Here is a 21,048-nt window from a genome sequence, read left to right on the forward strand (position 1 = left end):
GTTAGTTTGCTGTATTGATTAAGGATGTCAGTTCAATGCCCCAGTTCACGCCCGCATTCACCGATTCGATATCGATGGTGTCCTTGGCCTCTGGCGCCGGGCACGATGCCGCCGGCTCATGGGCCGTGCCGGGAGTGCGCCGCAGCGTCTCCTGCATGCGGCCAATGTCGCGCGCGGCGCTGACGCCAAAGGCCATGATGCCGCTGTAGCTACGGCTTTCGTGGTGGTTCGGCGCCATCACCCGGTACTGCGGTGCATATTGGGTGACGTAGGCATCGGTCTGGTAGTACACGCCGTTCTGTTCCAGCGCAAAACCGAACGCCGGCTGGTACATCTGCACCACGGCACCGGCTACCGACGTCGGGTTCACATTGTTCATGTAGAACTCACCCGACGGCGTCACATAGCGCATCGTGCCATTTACATAGCCGGCCACGATGGTGTTGCGCTCCGCATTGCTGGTGATGCTGGCATTGCGTGCGCGCAGACGCGGGAAGGTCGTGCCGCTTTGCGCATCGATGTTCAGCCTGACGTAGTCGGCTACCCCGCCGCGGTAACCCGTCACGTCCAGTTCCAGGTTCGGACCGCCCTGGCTGACGATGTTCACGTCCATGGAACCGGCACCCAGGCGCATCTTGCCCCAGTTGACGGCGGCGTTCATGGTCAGGTTGCCTGCGGTGCTGGCAGTGATGGACGCGGCCTGCAGCGATCCAACCTTGATGCCTTTTTCAGCCTCGAAGTCGATCGCGTCATACGCTTGCAGGCGCGCCGCATTGATGGTGCCGCTGGAACGGATGAACATGGACGCGCCCGCGCCGATCCGGTTACCAAGCAGGTCGCCCACCGGGTCGATCACGACGTCACGCCCGGCGTTCACTTCGTCGAAGCTGAAGCTGCCCGCGCCCACGCGCACGTCGCGCGCAGCCGTCAACACGCTGCCGCTGCCGCCCTTGAGCTGGCTGGCGATCTTCGCCGTGACATCCTGCCCGGCGGCCAGGCGGTTGTAGGCCGCCTCGCCGGTGACGGTGTGCAGGCCCAGGTCGGCGCCCGCTGCCACCGCCCCTAGCGCCATGCTGCTGGCATGCAGCTGCACGTCGCCGCTGGCGTCCAGCGTGCCGGCGGTGAGCAGCGTGCCTGCCGTGACGCCAAGGCTGGCAAGGTGGCCGGCGTCGCCGGTCTTCACGCTGCCCAGCGTGGCGCTGGTGCCGGCGTCCAGACTGGTCGCGCCCAGTGCGTCCAGCGTGCCGATGCGCAGGGCGGCGCCGGTCTTGACGTCTGCCGCACCGCCAATCTGCACTTGCGTGAGCGTGGCGTCAATCGCGGCCGTGGCCTGCAGCGCATCGGCGCGCAGCAGGCTGCCCGTCAGGTTGCCGCCGGTTGCCGCAAGGCGGGCATTGCCGCCTGCCGTAATGGCGCCGAAACTGGCGCCGTTGGCGCGCAGGTCCAGGTCCTTGCCGGCACTGGCCGTGGTCAGCGTTGCGTTGCCCAGTGCGCGGATGCGCAGGTCGCGTCCGGCGCCAAGTAACTCGGTGGCAAACGTGCCGCTGGTATCGATGTCGATGTCGCGGCTTGCGGTGCCATCGTTGAGCGCCATGTTGCCAACGCTGGTGACCGCAAGGTCCGACAACTGCCCGGCGTCGCCGACACGGACAGTGCCCAGGTGCGCGGTCGTGCCGGCGCCCAGCCGCGTGTCGCCGAGCGACGCAAGCTTGACGATGTCGAGCGCGCCGCCGGTGACGATGGCGGTGGTGCCGCCCACCTGCACCTGGCCCAGGCGTGCATCGGCCAAAGCGGTGGCTTTCAGCGTGCGCCCAGCCGTGATACTGCCGGCCGTGAGGGCGGCGCTGCGCAGGGAAACGTCCAGGCCCGCCTTGACGGTGTCGAGCGACATGTCGCCGCCGCTTTTCGCCGTCAAGTTCTGGCCGACGGCGATGGCGCTAAGCGCAGCGGTCGAACCGGCGGCAAGGCTGGTGTCGCCGACGGCGCCGAGCGTACCGATCGCCAGCGCGCCGCCAGTGGCAATGTCGGCCGTGCCGCCAACTTGCACGCGCGTCATGCCGGTGTCGAGCGCCGCGTTCGAGCGCAGCTTGCGTGCCACGTCGATCTGTCCAGCGGCGATGTCGCCGCCCGTGTCAATCTGCATGTCACGGCTCACTTTGGCAGTTTGCAACGACAGCTTGCCGCCGCTGACAATGGCCAGGTCCGACAGTGCAGCCGCCATGCCGACTGCGACATTGCCGAGCGTGGCGCTGGTGCCCGATGCCAGGCGGGCGTCGCCACCTGACGCCAGCGTGACGATGTCCAGTGCGCCGCCGGTGGCAACGCTGGTGGTGCCGCCGGAGCGTACCTGTGCCAGTGCTGCGTCGCCCGCCACCGTTGCCAGCAGATTGCCTGCGGCATCCAGCTGGCTTGCTTTCAGATTGGTACGTGCGTCGAGTTGCATGTCGCGCCCTGCAGTGACGCTGCCCAGCACGAGCGAAGTGCCGCGCAGCGCAGCATTGCCGCTCGCCTTGGCAGTTTGCACCGACATGTCGGCGCCGCTGGCAACAACCAGGTTCGACAACGCAGCCGGCGTGCCAACTTCGACTTGGCCAACCGTGGCGCTGGTGCCTGCTGTCAGGCTGGCGTCGCCGTTCGAGACCAGCGCAACGATATCCAGCGCGCCGCCAGTGGCAACGCTGGTGGCGCCGCCGGAGCGTACCTGATTTAGCGCCGCATCGGCTCCCACCGTTGTCAGCAGATTGCCTGCCGCATCGAGCTGGTCCGCTTTCAGATTGGCGCGTGCATCGAGTTGCATGTCGCGCCCTGCCGTGACGCTGCCCAGCACGAGCGAAGTGCCGCGCAGCGCAGCATTGCCGCTCGCCTTGGCAGTTTGCACCGACATGTCGGTGCCGCTGGCAACCACCAGGTTCGACAACGCAGCCGGCGTGCCAACTTCGACGTTGCCGAGCGTGGCGCTGGTGCCTGATGTCAGGGTGGCGTCGCCGTTTGAGACCAGCGCGACGATATCAAGAGCGCCGCCGGTGGAAACGCTGGTGGTGCCGCCGGAGCGTACCTGGTTCAGCATTGCATCGCCCGCCACCGTTGCCAGCAGATTGCCTGCGGCATCGAGCTGGCCGGCATTCAGATTGGTACGCGCATCGAGTTGCATGTCGCCTCCTGCCGTGACGCTGCCAAGCGCGAGCGAAGTGCCGCGCAAGGCCACGTCGCCGCTCACCATGGCGGACCGCACCGACATGTCGGCGCCGCTGGCAACAACCAGGTTCGACAGCGCAGCGGCATCGCCGACTTCGACATTGCCCAGCGTAGCGCTGGTGCCTGATGCCAGGCTAGTGTCGCCGATCGAGACCAGCGTGACGATGTCAAGCGCGCCGCCGGTGGTAACGCTGGTGGTGCCGCCGACGCTGACCTGGTTCAGCGCGGCATCGGCCGCCACAGTTGCGAGCATGTTGCGTCCTGCGTCGAGCTGGGTTGCCGCGACATTGGCGCGCGCAGCGAGCTGCATGTCGCGTCCTGCCGTGACGCTGCCCAGCGCGAGCGAAGCGCCGCGCAGCGCAACATCGCCGCTCACCGTTGCGGTGTGCAGCGACATATCCGCGCCGCTGGCGGCGACCAGGTTCGACAGCGCAGCCGACGTGCCGACTTCAACGTTGCCAAGCGTGGCGCCGGTGCCTGATGCCAAGCTGGCGTCACCATTCGAGACCAGCGTGCCGATCTCCAGCGCGCCGCCGGTGAAGACGCTGGTGGTGCCACCAACGCGTACCTGCGCCAGCGCAGCGTCGTTCGCCACGCTTGCAGCCAGATTGCGTCCGGCGTCCAACTGCCCTGCCTCGGCACTGACGCGTGCGTCGAGTTGCATGTCGCGCCCTGCCGTGACGCTGCCCAGCGCCAGCGAAGCGCCGCGCAAAGCCACGTCGCCGCTCGCGTTCCCCAAATCCAGCGACAGCTTGCCGCCGCTGTCAACGGTCAGGCTGGACGCGGTGCCGGTCTCGCCCACCCGGACCGTGCCAAGCGTAGCGCTGCCGCCGGCGCTCAAATCCGCATTGCCAAGCGATGCCAGCGAAACAATGTCCAGCGCGCCGCCCGCCGCAATGGCGGTGCTGCTGCCAATGTCTGCCCGCTCCAGCATGCCGTCTTGACTGACCGAGGCCGTCACGCTGCCAGCTTTCAGGCGCTTGCCGGTCAGGTTGCCGGCGGTCGTGACCAGGCTGGCGTTGGCGCCAGCCGTGATCGTATTAAATGCCGCCGCCCCGGCGCGCAAGCCAACGTTGGCGCCGGCGGTGGCCGTCTCCAGCGTCACAGCGCCGGTCGCCGCGATCAGCAGGTCGCGCCCGGTGTCGATGCTGCCCAGCGCCATCGCGCGGCCACGTAGCGCAGCATCCCGGCTTGCCGTGCCGCGCTTGAGCGCGAGCGCGCCCCCGCTGGTGACGGTCAGGTCCGCCAGCGCGCCGGCGTTGCCAACCGTGACGGTCTGCAGCGTGGCCGTGGTACCGGCAGCCAGGCTGGTGTCGCCCAGTGCGGTCAGTTGATTGATGTCCAGCGCGCCGCCGGTGCCGATGCCCGCCGCGCCGCCGATGGCGACATTCACCAGGCTGGCGTCGCCGCCGGCCATGGCGGCCAGTGTAGCGGCGCTCAGGTTGTTGCCCGCCAGCTTGCCGCCGCCCGTGATCAGCACCGCGTTGCCGCCTGCCGTGATGGCGTCGAAGGTCGCTGCATTGGCATGCAAGAGCACGTTGCGTCCCGCATTGGCGGTTGTCAGGTCAGCGTCGCCGCCGGCCGTAATCAGCAGGTCGCGTCCGGTAGCAATCTTGCCAAGCGCAAGCGAGCCGGCGCGCAGGGAAGCATCCCGGCTTGCCGCAGCGTCCGTCATGGCCAGCTTGCCGCCGCTGCGGATGTCCAGATCCGATAAGGTGCCGGCATTACCAACCCGCACTGTTCGCAATGTCGCGCCAGTGCCGGTCTGGACGAATGTGTCGTCCAGCACGTTGAGCGTGTTGCCGCTCAAGCTGCCGCCCATGGTGATCAGGCTTGCCTTGCCACCAACAGTGATGGTGCCGAAAGCGGCCGCACCGGCGTACAGGTCAAGCTTGCCGCCTGCGTTGGCGGTCCCGATGCTGGCCACGCCTGTTGCATTGACCAGCAGGTCGCCTGCCGCTTTCAAGGATCCCAGGCCGGCATGGCTGCCCGCATGCAGTTCCGTGTTGCCGAGCCCGTCCAGTTTACCGACGATCAGCTCGCCACCGCTGGCGAGTGTGGCGTTGCCGCGTGCCTTGACCTGGTCGAGGCGGATTTCGCCCGTGGCTGACGCCGTCAGCGCGCGGCTGTCCAGCACCTTGCCGTTCAGATTGCCACCGGTGGCGGCCAGCCTGGCGTCGCCCTTGGCCGTGATCTGCTTGAACGTTGCGCTGTTCGCTTGCAGGTCGAAGCGGTCCCCGGCCTTTGCCACAATCAGGTTGGCGTCGCCGGCAACGTCGAGCGATATCTGTTTGCCCGCCTCGAGTTCATCGGCGCGCAGCGCGCCGTCACTCGCGATTGCCACATCAGCACCTGCGCCCAGCATGCCGAGCGTGACGCCGTCGCCTCGGAGGATGACATTTCCACCGGCCCGGCCGTTCGTGATGGCCACTTGCGCGCCCGCGTTCACGGTCAGCGCATTGCCAACGAAGACCTGGTCGAGGTAGGTGCCCAGGCCGCTGTCGATGACGGCGGAACCTGCAGCGTTCAAGTTAGTGACGGAAACAGCACCGCCTGCACCCAGGCGCAGGGCGCCATTGCCGGCATACACCGATCCCGCATGCAGCGTGCCGGCGGCCATCACCTGGACCGCGCGGCCGCCGATTTTCTGGGCGTCGATGCTGGCGTTGGCCAGCACGTCGATCTGCCCGCCCGCCGCCTCGAGCAACGAGACGCGGGTGTCGCCGTTCAGGCCCAGCCACAGGTCGCCGCTGCGGCTCCTGGCCGACAGATCGGGCGCTGCCACCTGCACGCGGGCCGCGCCGTCGCCAATGGCGGCGGCGTTCAGCGTCACCGCACCAAACGGTGCCGTTGCCACGACATTGTCGCCACCCCGCACTGCCGCGATACCCCCGGCAGCGTCGATGCGGACATTGGCGCCCCGCACGGTCGCCAGCGCCGCATCGCCCTGCAAGGTGGTGATGGTGACGTCGGAACCGGCCGCAGCGGCGCTGCCGGCGCCCATGGCCAGGCTGGCGCTTGCCAGGTCCAGCGTCTGGCTCGCGATCAGGTCGCCGGCAAGCGCCAGGTCACCGTTGGCATTGATGCTGATCGTTCGCGCAGTGGCGTTATCAATCGTTACATCGCGCGCCTCGACGACGAGCGCGCCGCCGGTGTGCAATTCGTCAGCGCTCAGGTCGCCCTCGGCTTGCACGTGCATGCGCTTGTTGGCGTCCAGCTTGGCAATCGACAGCATCGAAGCGGCCTGCGGGCTATACAGAAAAATACTGTCGCCGGCATGGCCATTCACGCTGCCGGCCACGCCTGCGGGCCCGCTCACTTTCAGGCGCAGCGGGTTGGTCGGCGCTCCGAGGCTGCCGGCCGCATTGAGCACCAGGTCCTGTCCCTGGATAGTCAGGCCGGCATTGAAGTTATCGGCCAGGATGCTGCCGCCGGTGGCATTCAGGCTGACGGTGTTGCGGGCGGCCAGGGCGCCAATTCGCATGTCGCCCGTATGAGTGGTCAAGTACGCCGAATTGCCGGCGGTGGCCACTTGTAAGATGCCGGCGGCGCGGTAAACCAGCGGCTTGAGCGCGGAACCGAGGTCGCCGCTGGCCGCCGACAGGCGCAGGTTGCCGTTGGTATCGATCTGCACGCCGCTACCGGCGGCGGTGATGCTCTCGGGCGCAGTCAGGCGCACGTCGCCGGTGGCGACGATGTGGTCGATGCTCAGGTCGCGGTTCACGCCCGTGCCCTGCAGGAACACGGTGCCGGCCTTGGCATTGATGTTAATGGCGGCGGTCGCATCGATGAACAGCGGCGAGATCTGGGCGATCTCGAAGCCGTCCATGGTCGCGCCGGGAAGCGTGCCGAAGTCGTAAACAGCGGCGTTGCCGTACATATCCTTGCCGCGCACCCGCACGTCGCCCGGCGCCTTGGCGATGCCCAGCGCCGCTTTCTGGACGTCGAGCAAATTGCCGCTTTGCAGGTCTGCCACCGACACGTACACCGCCGGCGCCAGCTTGCCCACGGCGGCGCTGGTGTTGATCGTCACCGCGTGGCCGACGATGTTGGCGCTGGCCGCGCCCACTTGCTGCTGCGCGGCCGGTTCCAGCGCCGCCTTGCTGATCGAGTACGACAGCTGGTTTTCATCCCACTGGGCGCGCGCGGTCAGCGCGCCGATTTGCTCGGCCGACGCCTGGAAGGCGAAGCCCAGGTTGTAGCGCTGGCTAAAATCAGGCGCCGACTCCCACTGGCTGCCGTACTTGCCGTTGTCGGCCAGCGAATCTGCCAGCCGGGTGCGGCTGGCCTGGAACATGTCGTTGGCCATGGCCTGCACCTGGGCATCGCTCGCCCCCGCCGGCGCTGCGGCACGCAGCGCTTCGAGGTTGGCGGCGTCCAGCGTAAGCATGTGGTTCGCGTCCACCGTGCCGCGCTTGCGCAAGCCCCAGTAGTTCTTGTATTCCTGGCTGACGGCGCCGGCCAGCGCGCGCACCGAAGCGTCGTTGGCGGTGCCGGTCTCGGCGCCCAGCGCCGCCGTCAGCTTGAGCGACTTCCAGGCATCTTGCACCTGCTCCTTGCTCAGCGTACTGGCCGGGGTCTGGCCGCGCGCATCGTACATGGTCCCGGCGGTGACGTCGATGCCGATGTCGCCGTTGCCTCTGGATGCAATCGTCCCCACCAGCAAGTCGCCGCCGATCTGACGCAGGCCGATGTCTTGCAGCGCGCCGACATTGACGACGCCGCCGATGGCACCGTTGATGCCGGGATTACCCCTGGCGTTGATGACCATTGGCGCGTTCAGCGCGCCCACGGCGCCCAGTTCGCTGCTCAGCGTAACGTTGCTGCCGCTGATATTCGCGCTGCCCGAAGCGAGCGGCAAGGCCGACAGCGTGCCGCTGGCCTGGATCACGACATCGTTGACACCGTTGTTGCCGCCCGCGCTCACCTGGCCGATGCGCGCACCGGACGCCAGGTCCAGGTACACGCCGCCGTTGGCCGTGCTGGCGTTGAGCGTGCCGCCAGTCGACAGGCTGGCGCTGATCGCCTTGCTGGCGGTTCCCACGCCGGCCCCGCCGTTGAGCGTCAGGTCGTGCGTGCTGAGCGTGCCGCGCGCGCCCTGGGTCAAGGCGCCGCCGGTCGAGATGCTGGTCGCGCCGCCCGGATTGATGATGGCGCCGGCCAGATAGACCGGTGCGTATGCCGACGCGATGTTGACTTCGCCCACCGTGTTGCCCGAAAAATCGATCCGGATCGGATTGTCCGCCCTGACCGAACTGGTCATTTGCAACGTGGCCGTATTGACGTGATTGTAGTTCCAGCGCGCGCGCCAGATGCCGTTTGAATATTGTTCGGTCTGCAGGAAGCCGTAGTTGCAACCGCCGTGATTGTTGTAGCCGTCGCAGCCGCCATAGCCGAACGAGGTGCCCTGCTTGGTACTGTAGCCGGTAATATCCTGGATGAAGTCGGCAGCGCCGGACGCGCCCTGCACCAGCTTGCCTTCGGGAGCAGACCATGGATTATTGCGGTCGCCGTTAAATTGCCAGTTGGTCGCCGTCACAACCCAGCCATCATTGACATACCCGATGGTGCGCGCCAGCGAAGCATTCTGTTTCCACTCCCAGCGCATGTTCTTGACCGGCGCAAACTCGGCCGACGCCGACGCGCTGCTGCCGACATAGGCCAAGTCCTGTCCCTTGGTCCACGCCGCACCGCGGTACATTTTCATGCCCACGGCCGGGTCGTAGGTATACAAATAATGGTTGTTGGACGCGTCGAGCGCGGTATTGGTAATGTCGATCTTGCCGACGGCGCCCGCCATCACGGCCGAACTGCCCGCATTGACATCCTGGATCACCAGCGCAAATGGCGTATCGTTGCTCACGTTGACTTTGCCGAAGCCGCCATTGACGTGAATGTTGCCCAACTTGTTGGTGCTGATGATATTGCCGTTCAAGGACACCGAACCGCCGCCCGACGACGCGCTCACATTCTTGACCGTGATCTGCCTGGTCAAGACGTTAAATTCAGCACCGATGGTTTTATCGCCCGCCTTCAGCCCGCTCACTAACTCATCCGGAATCTTGATTAAATGGCTGGTCCCGAAGGCGTAGTAGCGATACGTCGACTCGTTGAGGAAGTTTGTCAAATTGCCGCCCAGCCCGAGCGACCAGTCGGTCGGCTGGCCGGCGATGATGCCGCCGTTGACATCGATGTACTTGGCCGTGATCGAGACGGTCCCGCCGAAAATCTTGGCGCTGGCCGCGCTGCCCGTCAAGTCAGCTTTGCTGTAGTCCATTTCGGTGTGCAAGGTTTCACGCTTGACCATGGGAATGTAAGAATTCTCCAGTTCGGAAATGGGGATCGACCGGCCGATCGGGCTGAGCGAATTGGCCACCTCGGCCGAATCCTGGTTGCGAAAGCCGCTGCCGTAATAAATGTCGCTGTAGTTGCTCCCCAGCGCGGCGCCGGCCTGGTGCACGAAGCTGCGGTTGAAGGCATCGTCGGAGTTGTAGTTCCACGCCCCTTTTTCGGAGCTGGCAACGAAAGCGATGGCCAGGTCGGGGCGCGGCGCGGCGACCGATGGATTGCCGCCCGGCCAGATCATGCTCTTCTGCCACTCGGCATACGGATTCGCGCCTGCGTAAAACGGCTCGTCGCCGGCCATGTCGACGGCGTACGCGCCCCTGGGCGCGGTCAGGTTCACTTGCTGGCCAAGGATCTGGCCGGTCTGGCCGACCGACCCCATCAGGTTGCTGATGCGCACTGCTCCGCCCAGATTGTTGACCGCACCCATCAGCATCATTGCAGGGCCATACAGGTCGCTTTGCACGGTGGCGCCGAAGCGGTTGTCGAGGATGATGACTGGTGCGCCATCCTTGCCCGTTTCGGTCAGCGTCATGTTGCTCGCCGAGGCACGCCCGGCGGTGCCCGAGAACAGGATCTGGCCGCCCGGGGTATTGGGAATCGTGGCGGAACCGACCACCAGGTAGTTCGGGCTGTAGTTGATGACTTCGATTTTCGGTGCGCCATGCGAGACGAGCTTCCCGCTGCCGCTCAAGTCGCTGGCGTTGACGGTAACGGTACCGCCGGCGGCGTACAGCGCGCCGAGCTTGACGGCGCCAACCGGCGTGGCCGACACGCCGGCGAGCATCGTATCGCGCGCGGCGGTCGCCTTGAAGTTGTCTTTGATATAGGCACTGCTGTCGAACCAGCGCTCGAAAGTGGCGGTCGTCGGTGCACTGTCGGCCGAAATATTGATCTGGCTGCAAAAGATGCCCGCATCCTTACAGTCGGGAATCACGATGGTCAGGTCGTGATAGATGCCGGCGTTGACCGTACCATCCATCACCACGCGCGCGCTGGACGGCGTGCTCACGGTGCTCTTGCCGGCCGTGACGGGAATGAAGCCGAGCGCGAAACCACGTCCGGTGCCGTTGGCGGTCGCAATCGGGCGGCCCTGGTAGGCGCCAATGGTCGCGTTTTGGGCGCTTTGCACCGTGGCGCCGGCGTCGATGGCGAGGCTGGCGTCGCTCCTCAAGTTGGTCGTGGCCGACGCTTTCGGCACGGCGATCAGGCCGTTGACGTAGGCTTGGCCGCTGGCGTTACCGGTCAGTAGCGTGTTAAAGGCGCCGGTAGGATCATTGCCGGCCGTAATGTCAATATTGCCGAACGAACTGATCAAGGTGTTGCGGGTGCCGCTACTACCCTTGATCGTCACGTTCTGGGTCGAGCCCAAGTCAGTGAGCGCGTTCGCGCTGCCGACCACGGCCAGGCCGTGGGTTTCGACCAGGGCCACCGCGCTGGCCGCAGCGCTGGTGTAGGAACCGATGCCCAGGCTGCCCAGACTGGAGAGCTGGTTGCCGCGTCCGATCGTCACGTCATTGTCCAGCGTGGCAACGATGGCCGAACTGACCCCCGCGCCGGCCAGCAGGCCGCCGGTTTTCAGGACCACCTTGTCCGACATGCTGACCTGATTGCTGGCGACAATTTCCAGGCTGTACGGATTGGCGTCGGTGCCCGGGCCGCTGCTGATGCTCACGTCGTCGGCCAGCGCCACCTTGGTGTCGGCCACGATGGTGCTGCTGCTGCCGGCCGCGGCGCCGTTGGCCACGCCGCCGCCGGCGCCAGAGGCGCTTTCGTTGTTGCCTGCGGCGGTGTAGAACATATTGTCGGCGCGTACCAGCACTGCGTTCGTGGCCGCGATGCTGGTGCCGGCGCCGATGCGCGCCGCGACCGTCGATCCGGCGTTGTTGGTGGTATTGGCGCCGCTGCCGCCAAATGCGGAGGCGTTCAGCGAATTGGCTTGCGCCAGGTGGCTTTCGATATGGTTGGCAGCCAGCGTCAGCGAACTGGTGTGCAGCTTGCCGCCCGCGCCCAGCGTGGCGCTGGTGTCGGCGTAATCGGCCGTGGTCGCGACCGAGGCATTGCCGGCCACCACGCCGCCGGCTGCGGCAATTGCCGTGGACGTGGTCAGGTCTTCACCGGTGGCCATCACGGACAGGAAGCCTTTGCGCGTGCTGCCGGTGCTGGCGTTGTCGCCAATGCTGGCCACGGTCGTCATTTTTGCACCGTCCTGCTGGCCCGAGCTCGCATGCGCCACCGCGCCGCTGGCGGCGAACAAACCAGCGCCGGCATAGCCTTCGGCCTTGGCATGCTGGCTGCTGGTATTGGTTGCCGCGATGGTGATATTCCCATCGGGCAGCTTGACGTTGTTGCCAACCAGCGCGCGCACGCCGGTGGTATTGGTGGCATTCGCCTGCGCGCCTGAGCCGGCCAGCAGCAAGCCGCCGGCAGCGCCCACGGCAGTGGCCTGCACCGTCTTGTCATTGTTGGCGCGCTTTTGTGCAGCAGCCGTGACCGCCAGCTGGCTGTAGCCGGCCACGCTGGTGTTGTCTCCTACCTCGCTGCGCACGTCGCTGCCCTTGTCGGCCGTGCTGATGACCACGCCGACAGCGGCTGCGCCAACCGCCGCGCCCAGGCCGTCGGCGGCAACGGTCGAATCGTCGCTGGCGAGCACCGTCATGGCATTGCTGCCGTTGCCGGTGAAGTTGCCGTCAGCCTTGGCGCTGACGCTGTTTTCGATTTTTGCGTCGGACACTGCTGCGCCCAGGCCCACCAGGCCGGCCGCACCCGCCACGGTGGTCACGCGCGCCGCCCCACCGGCCGCGCCGTCGCCGGTGAAGGCCGTGACGTCGATCTTCGCGGCCGTGACGCTCGCTTGCGTGAGCGAAGCGTCGACCGTGCTGTAGACGCGCGCCACGCCGACCGCGCCGCCGGCGCCGAGCAGGCCGCCCACGGTGGCCGCGCCCGACACGATCTTGGTCGAGGTCAGGGCGTTGGCCTTGACCACGACCGCATTCGCATTGACCACGCCGCCCACGATGCGGGCGGTGACGGCATCGGCCTTGGTGTCGTTGACACTGGCCTTGACGTCATAACCCGGTCCGCTGCGCTGGGCCGGATCGCCGCCGCGCTCTTGCGAGGAGGGCGTGCTGGCAAAGGTGCTGACCTGGCTCAAGGTGCCGTTACCATCCTTGTCCAGTTCGCTGTTGGCGCCGCCCGTATTGCCGCTGCCCAGTACGATCAGGCCGAGCGAGCCGCCGATGCCGACGCTGCCGCCGCCGGCCACCGTGCGCGCCGCCATGTCGATCGTCTTGGTGCTGCTGGCGTCGACCTTGACGGTGCCTGAGGAGACAATCGCGCTGTCGATGATTTCACTGGTCACCGCGCTCTTAACGATTACCACATTGGCCGAGGTGCCGGCGCCAAGGGTGGCCGACACGCTGGCCGCGCCGATGTTCGGCTTGATCGTCATGGTTTCCGTGGCCGTGACCGAGACCGCGCCCGGCCCTGCGGCCAGGCGGCCCGACCCAGTGCGGTCGGTGGTGATGGTGCGCGTAAAACCGGTGCCCGGCGCCGGCTCGGCCAGCATGGCCGACGTGACCGGCTGCACCACCGTGGCTGGTGCCTGCTCGCTCATGGCGACGTGGTAGACGCCCGCTTCGGTGCGGTTCTTGACCAGGGTGACGTCGACGCTGCCCGCCACCGCGGCAAGCCCGGCGGCCGAGCCGCTCAGCACGGCGCTGTTAAAGGTGTTGTCGGTCAGCGCCGCAACTGCCAGGTCGCCGCCCAGCATCAGCGCCGTGCTGCGCGTGGTCGCGTTTTTCACGCCGACCCAGGCGCGCGTGGTGCTGTCGCTGATGCCCACGCCAAATGCTGCGCCAACGCCCACGCCGCCGCCGGCGCCGGTCAGCGCCAGCGAGTTGTAGGCGCTGCGGCTCTTGGCGTCGACCGCCAGTTTGGCGGCGACGACCTGCCCGCCTTCGAGGAAGGCATCGGTGGTGCTGCCGAAAATGGTGACGGCGCCAGTGGCTGCCAGCCCCGCGCCGCCGACCGCAAAGCCGCCCACGATGTCGACCGCGCTTTGCGAGGCGCGCGCTTGCACCGTGACCGCGCCCACGCTCGGGGCGAGCGTGAGCGTGTGCGTGGTGGTGGTCAAGATTGGGAATACGGTGTCGCCGTCGGTGGCGCCGGGATTGGTCGGGTAGATCGGGGTGCCGACGGGCGCGCCGGCCACGTCGCGCACGGCGGCCACGCCGATGGTGGCGTCTTTCACATAGGCCTGGGTGCTGCGGCTGGTCTTGTTGGCCGTGGCCGCACCGGTGGCGGCGCCCACGCCGCCCGAGCCGCCGGCTGCGAAATTGCCCGCGTAGCCGTGGCTGGAAGCGAGCACGTTGACGTCGGCGCCGGCCAGCGCCACGGGACTGCCCGTATTGACTTTGGCGTCGGTGATGAAGGCCGCCGTCTCGCCGCCCATCAGATTAATCACGGGCACCATGGCGACCGAGCCACCGCCGCTGACCGACAAGGTGGCGGCAATGTTGTTGACGCTCTGGTGCGCCGCGGCGTTGACGGCCAGGCCCCGTACCTGCAACTTGGTTTCATCCAGGTTGAAGGCGCTGGTGCGCGGCGCGCCGATGCTGCCCACGTCCGGTGCGCTGGCCAGTTCGCCGCTATTGACTTCCACCGTCTTGCCGGCGTCGGCGCCGCGCGCGTCCACTTCGGTTGCCGCGCCCGTCACGGCGGCGCTGGTAACGCCATCCATCTGGTTAAATACCGCCGACACGCCCAGGCTGCCGTTGCCGCCGACCGCAATGGCGCCGGCAAAGACCGACGCCTGGTCATTGTTAAAGGCCAGCACGCCGATATTGTTGGCGGCGCTGACCTTGGCGCCGTCGCTGATGAAGGCCTTGGCGTTCTTGGCCACGATGTTGGTGACCACGGAACCTGCAAGCGCGCCGGTGCCGGCCGCCGCGCCGGCGGCAGCCTTGGTATTGATGGTGCTTGCCGAGTCGGCCGAGACCAGCAAGTCCTTGACCGCCAGGCCCGCGCTGCTGCTCTTTTTGCCGGTGACGCTGGCCTGCGCCGTATGCGCATGGCCGGGCGTGACGCCGATCAGGTTGACGGCCAGCGCCGCGCCCACGGCGGCGGTGCCGCCCGCCGCCGCAGTGCCGGCCAGCGAATCGATGCTCGCCGCGTCATGCGCGGTGACGCGCACGGTGGCGTTGCCGCCATCGACCTGCGCGTTCGAGAGCGTGGCGAAGGTCTGGTTGTCGATGCGGTTGCTCGAAGCCGAGCCGCCCAGGCCGCCGTTGCCGCCGAGTGCTCCGGCGACCGAGCCCGACGTGATCGCCGCCGTGCTCTCGCCGGCGACAGTTACTGCGCGCGCGCCATGCACGGCGCTGTCGTCGACGCGGGCGGTGACGGCAGTGGCGATCTTGTTGTCGGCCACGGCGGCGCCGATGCCGGCGTCCTTGCCGCCGGCGACCGCGCCGGCCAGCGTTTCAATGCGCGATTCGTCCGTGGCCTTGATGGTGGTGGTGGCGCTGGCGCCCGTCAACGTAAGGTACGAAGCGGTAATGGCGGCGCCGGCTACGTTGCCGGAGCCGGTGCCGATCCAGTTCAGCGTGACCGAGCCGGATACGCCAAGATCCTTGACGCCCACGCCGACCGAGATCGCGGCGCTGCGAATGTTCGAGTCGAGCGCGCCGGTCACGCTGAGCGTATTGGCCTGCGTTACGCTGGAGGCGTCGAGCGTGGCGCGCGCGCCGTTGTCGATGCTGTTGAACGAAAAGGCGCCGCCCACGCCGGACTTCATGCCCAGCACGGCCGCGCCGCTGCCCGACAAAATGGCCGACTTGTCGGCCGCGCTGATGGTCACCGCGTTTCCACTTGAAGCGCCGCCTGCAGTGCCGCTGTCGAGCGCGCTGTGGCCGACCGTGGCATCGGTCTGGTTGGCGATGAAATTGAGCGCCAGTGCGGCGCCCACGGCGTCGCCGCTGGAACCCACGCCGCTGACGGCCAGCGACTTGATGTCCGCCCCGGAGTCCGCGTTGACGGCAAGCGCCTTGGCCGCGTGGATGGTGGCGTGATCGACTTTGGCCAGCACGTCGCCGGAACTGTCGTTGAGCGTCAGGGCGCCGCCCACCGCGTTCTCCTTGCCCAGTGCGATTGCGCCGGCCATGGTGGCAATGACGGATTTGTCGGACGCGCCGACGTGCACATTGTCGGCCACCAGCGTCGTATTGGCCGTGTTGCTGGCGCCCGCACCCGCATTGCCGACGCTGGCCGTGACGTTCTGGTCGATGTAGTTGACCGAGAACGAGCCGGTGCCGGCCGCTTTCTTGGACACGCCCACGCCCGCCGCAATCGTGGTCAGGCGCGCCGTCGAACTGGCCGCCACGTCAATGCCGGCGCCGGGGCCGCTGGCCGTCACGCTGGCGTTGTCGATGCTGGCGCGCAGTTCGCTCTTGATCTGGCTGTAGCCGGCCGATGCGCCCATGTTGTTGCCGCCGGTGAGCATCACATTGCCTGCAACCGCGGTGATACAGCTGCCGGCCGGGGTGACGACGGCGCTGGTCTGGCCGCCGCAATAGTCCAGCCCCTTGACCGCGTTTTTGCGCTTGCCGTCAGGGTTGATCAGCAGTTCGTAGGCTTCGTTCGCGCCGGCATCGGTGGCCAGCACCGTCACGTTGCCCGTCACGCCCACGTCGGAGTCGCCGCCGATGGTGGCGCGGGTGGTGCTGTCGACCATCGAAATGACGGTCGAGCCGCTAATGCTGTTGCCATCGGGCGCGTTGGAGGCGGCGATAAAGGCGGCGCCACTGGCAATTTCCGTGGCGTTGAACGCTTTGACGTCAAGCTGCTTGAAGTTCTTGACAGTGGCGTGATCGATGGTGCTGCTGACGTCCGCGCTGACGTTGGCAAAACTGACGGCCAGACCGGCGGCCACGCCTTTTTCCTCCGCGTTGCGGGAGATCTTGACTGCCAGCGAGCCGCCGCCGGTGCCGATAAAGCTGCGGTTGTAGGCGGTCACTTCAGCGTTGGCGGGGGCGCTGTCGTCCGCTTCGATGCTGGCGTCGGCCACGCCCGCGTGCGCGAAATTCATGCTCTTGTCGGCGTCGTCGTAGAGCGAGGTCGTGATCGAGATGGAGCCCACCAGCTGGTTGGATGTGGTGGTTTCCTTGCTGCTGCTGTTGACCGCCATGGCCAGCGCGATGGCCAGCTGCTCGCCGCCGGTCAAGGCCTGGATCTTGACGTCGCCGGCGCCCGTGACGTGGGTGTTCTTCAACAGCGCGCTGGTGCCGTTGCCGACCTGGTTGACGGCAACCGCGCCGGCAATGGCGCTGCTGCTGGTGTTCGAGGTGGCGCCACCCAGGGCCAGCGCGGCCGAGCCGCTGGCGGCCAGCACGTCGGCGTCGGACACGGCGCGCACTACCAGCGAGGCTGGCCCAGGCGCTGGCGTGGTGGAAGCCTGGTCGAGGTTGACGTTGGCCACCAGGGCGCTGGTGCGCATCTTGGCCGCGTTGGCCGATGCACTGCCCGCGCCCGCAAAGGCGAAGCTCGGCTCTTCCTTGCTCTTCTGGGCCCCGGCCGGCTTGGCCGGCGCGTCGGTCAGCGTCAGCTTGTTGACCGCGTCCGCCGTGTTGTCGAGCACGTAATTGTATTTTTCCTTGATCTTGTCGATGATGCCCGGCTTCGGGTCGCTGCTGTTCTTGGCCACGCTGCCGGCGATCGCCAGCGCGTTGACGGCGCCGCCGCTGCGCGCCTCGACCGCGAGTGCGCGCACGTCCAGCGCGGCGCCGGTCACGTTGCGCGTGCTGGCGCGCGGCGCGTTGACGGCGGTACTGTCGTTGTCGGCGACTTCGGCGCGCGAACTGGTGTCCACGCGGTTGATCGCGATGCCCACGCCAACGCTGGCGGTGGAGGCGTGGCTCAAGCCTCCACCAGCGGTCCACAGCACCGGTTCCACGCTGGAGGACAGCGTCAAGGCCTTGCTGCGAATGGTCGCTTCATCGTCCACCAGCGCCAGCGCATTGCTGTTGACTTCGCTCATCACCAGCGTACCGTTCAAGCCGAAGGTGGCGCCGCCGCCGCCGGCCATGGCCAGCGAAATGATGCGCTCCTTGCTGGTTGCCTGCACCGCAACGCTGTCGGCGGCGCCGCGCTCGTCCACGCTCCAGGTGCGCGCACCCGGCGTGCCGCTGGCCGATTCCTTGATGCCTTCGATCACGACGCCTTCGCGGATCACCGCAGCGGTCGTGTTGTTGAGCGTAGTCTGGCCGATCGAGGCGCCCAGGCCCGTGGCGCTGCTGCCGCCCGGCAGGCGGCCGGCCATGAACAGGTAGGTGGCGTCGTAGTCGGCGCGTACCGTCACGGCCTGGGTGAAGTCGAATTTTTGCTCGGGACGGGCCGGGTCGACCTTGATGCTCGCGCTCCACGGCGCGACTGCCGCGTTGTACATGCCGCTCACATTGAGCCGGGCGCCGGCCATCACTTCGCTGCGCGCATGGTCGTTAAAGGTCAGCAGGTTGAGCGAACCGTAGATGCCTTTGGCGTCTTCGCTGCCGTCGCCGCTGGCCTTGGCCGAGGACTGGCCGTTGAAGACGTCGGTCGTCAGGTCCAGGTTGACGTAGGTGGTGCGCAGGTTTTCCCAGGTGGTCCAGCGGGTAAACGGTTCCAGCGTGGCGACCGGATCGAAGAACGAACTTGGGCGGATCGGCACCAGGGTATTGGCGGAAACGCCAATGCGCGGCGCCGTCAGCAGCGCGTTTTCGCCCACCGTGGCGTTCGCTTCATGGGTGAAGTTGCCAAACGACAGGCCGGCCGAAAACGCACTCTTGGCGCCGCCGGACTCTTTGGCCGCCGACTGCGACACGGCCGCCGAGGTGGCGCTGATCTTGACGTCGGCCGCCAGCAGGCGGCTGGCCACGGCGATCGAACCGGTGGCGTGCACCACGCTGCCATTGCCGATCACCGCGTCCGCCGTGTGACGGCTGGTGGACATGGCAATCGCGCCGCCCAGGCGGAACGCGTTCGATTCCTGGGCGCTGGCAGGCGCCAGGTCCTTGCTCGGCATGATGTTGCCAAGACCAAGGAAGCCATACATGGCGGTTTCGGCCTTGCCGATGGTTTGCGCGGCAGCCTGGTTGGCGATGGCGTCGGTACCGGAGGCGCCGACCGACGACTTGGCCGTCACGATATCTTTTTGCACGTCGTTGACGGCGATCACCGACACCGTGCTGGCGTCGGCCACGTTGGCGCCCAGCGTGGCGGCGGCGTGCGAATTGTGCAGCGCGTAGGCGACGGCGGCAGCGGCCAGGCCCTGGGTGCCGGTCTCCACTTCCGCGTTGTTGGTGTAGCTGCCGGCGTTGGTGGCACCCAGCGCCAGCTTGCCCGACACGTCCAGCGTGGCGCCGGCGTCCACGCGCGCGATGGCGTCGATCTCGGCCTTGGTGTAGGACAGCGCCACGGATACGTCGTTGTTGTCCGGCTTGGTGGCGTGGGGCGCCTTGATCTGGGCCACCACCTTGGCCTGGTTGTGCGCATCGATGGTCAGGTCGGCCGCCTTGATGCGCGCGCCGCTTTCGACGATGACCTGGGCCTTGGACTGGTTGCTGACATAGGCCGCGCCAATGCCGAACGAGGACGAGCCGGTCGAGCCGCTGGCGGGCGCGGCCTGTTCGATGCCGGCCTGGGTCAGCGTGGCGGCGCTCAACAATACCTTGCTGCGCGCCTCCAGCACGCTGCCCGTGCCGATGCGCACCGTGGCGTCGGCGCGCACGTCCGAATAGATCAGCTCAGCGTCAAGCGGCACGCCGGACACTTTCAGGATAGCCGATGCGCCGGTACGGGCCAGGCCCTGCGCAAGCCCGACTACCGAGTCGCCCACATACACGTGGCGGCTGTCGACGGTGGTCTTGGCGGACAGTTCAACCGAGTCGCCCTTGATAGTCGAGTTCTCGAGCGTGATGCCGGTTCCCAGGTCCACCAGGCCCAGCTGGGGCGCAGTTTTGCTCGCTTCAGCCTTGAGCAAGACCACGCCGGACGTGGTGGTGGCTTTGTCGCCCGAATTGGCCACCAGCGTGCTGTCCTTGAGCGTGATGGAAGGCGCGGTTAGCGTGATATTGCCTGATGCCTGGGACGAGAGCGCACTCATCACGTTGCCGCGATCCGGTGTGGCGTTGCCCGCCAGGCGCCGCGTGGAGATAAACACGTTCTTGAGCACGATCGATTTGTCGGCCTGGAGCACATAATTGACGCCGGAGTTGCCGTTGAAGTCGTCAAAGCCGGCGCCCTCGTACAGCAGGTTTTCCGGGTCGATCAGGATGGTCCCGCCCAGGCCGCCGAGCGCGCCTGCGGCCAGCTTGCCGCCGCGAATCGCCAGATCCTTCTTGGCGCTGAACTCGAGAAAGCCGCCGTCGCCGGTAGCGCCGGCACCCGCGTCGATGGTCGCGCCGCCCGCCAGCGTGGCATTGTTCTGCGCGAACACGACGATGTTGCCGCCGTTGGCGTCCAGACCCAGGCCGCGCGCCGACACCAGCGCCCCGCTCGCGACGTCAATATCCTGGTCCGCGCGCACGGTGATCTTGCCGGCCATGCCGGCCTTGCCGTCGACCGCGACGGTACCGGCCAGCGCCACGCTGCCGCTGGCCTGGATTTCGATCACGCCAGCCGTCTCGACCAGCGCCACGCCGGCGTCGATGCCGGTGCTGTTGACGGCGCCCAGGAAGGCGCTCTGGTGCGCCACTTCGGCGCCGGCGCGCAAGGCGCCGTTGATGGAAACCGCCGCGCCTTGCAGGCGGATCATGTCGCGTGCATTGACCTGGCCATCGATGCGGATCGCGCCCAGGCCGGAGGCCGGTGCGTTGCCGCTGACCAGCGTGCTGACGGCCAGCGCATCGATGCTGCCATCGGTGCCGATCACGCCGTCAAGGAACTGGCGGCTCGGTGTCGTCACCAGCAGGCTGCCCACGTTCAGCGCGCCGGAAGCGCCGACGATCATGCCGTACGGATCGGCAAACACGACATTGCCGCCGATGCGTCCATCCTTCAGGCTGTTGACGATGCCGTTGACCTGGACCGGGGCGTCCGTGACCAGGTTGACCAGGTGGGTCGCATTGGTGGGCACCACCAGGTTGACCGTATTGTTTTGCCCCACCTGGAACAGGTTGAAGGCATTGAGCGCCGTCTTGCCGTGGATGGTGCCGGTGGTGATGTTGGTCACGTTGCCGGAAACGGTCAGCTGGGTGGCCGTGGTCCCCTTGGGCACGATGGTGTTTTGCGCGTACGCCATGCCGATCGAATTGCCGAATACTGTCAGCAAGGCCATGAACAGCGCCGACGGCCGGGCGCGGTACAGCTGCCAGCGACGTGGGTTTGCGGCTTGGAGAGTCTTCGACAAGATGGACATGGGGCGTTCCTGTAAATGTGTTGATTGCCCGGGCAGGCGCGAGGCGCCTGCCCGGCCGGGATGGGACGGGATGGGATGGGCGAGCGGCCCTTGCGGGAGCGAGCGCGCCGTATTGCTGG

Annotated in this window: 1 protein-coding gene; it reads right to left on the minus strand. The window is 67.2% G+C overall.

Going from position 1 to position 21,048, the window contains the following annotated elements; genetic code table 11:
• Nucleotide 1: 1 nt before the first annotated feature.
• The gene (locus ACP7BV_RS07320; protein WP_426103035.1) at nucleotides 2–20,929 is read right to left on the minus strand and encodes a leukotoxin LktA family filamentous adhesin; all 20,928 of its coding nucleotides are present in this window, start codon (nucleotides 20,927–20,929) and stop codon (nucleotides 2–4) included.
• Between the last annotated feature and the right edge of the window lie 119 nt (nucleotides 20,930–21,048).

The organism is Massilia sp. TSP1-1-2 (assembly GCF_049896185.1).
Classification (GTDB): domain Bacteria; phylum Pseudomonadota; class Gammaproteobacteria; order Burkholderiales; family Burkholderiaceae_D; genus Telluria_A.